We start from the raw sequence: 255 nt of genomic DNA on the forward strand, positions 1-255 counted from the left end.
CTCTGGATCAAGGACCGACACGGACTGATTGATCACATTGGAATGGAATTGCTCCCGTTTTGTCAGAAACGTTTGAAGAAGGGCGATACCGATAGCGCCGCCAAGATTCCGCATCATATTGAACAGGGCAGACGCCGATCCCGCGCTCGCCGGTCCGATCCCAGCCATGGCCACGGCCGAGAGCGGTGCGAAGCACAACGCTTGCCCGATGGCGCGTAGGACGTTTGGCATCAGCAGTTGATCCGCAGAATAGTC

General features: G+C 57.3%; 1 pseudogene. It reads right to left on the minus strand.

The features are described from left to right. Nucleotides 1–255: pseudogene (locus tag SB822_RS58910) on the minus strand (EmrB/QacA family drug resistance transporter); the annotation flags it as partial.

It is taken from the genome of Paraburkholderia sp. SIMBA_054 (assembly GCF_046534875.1).
GTDB lineage: Bacteria > Pseudomonadota > Gammaproteobacteria > Burkholderiales > Burkholderiaceae > Paraburkholderia > Paraburkholderia hospita.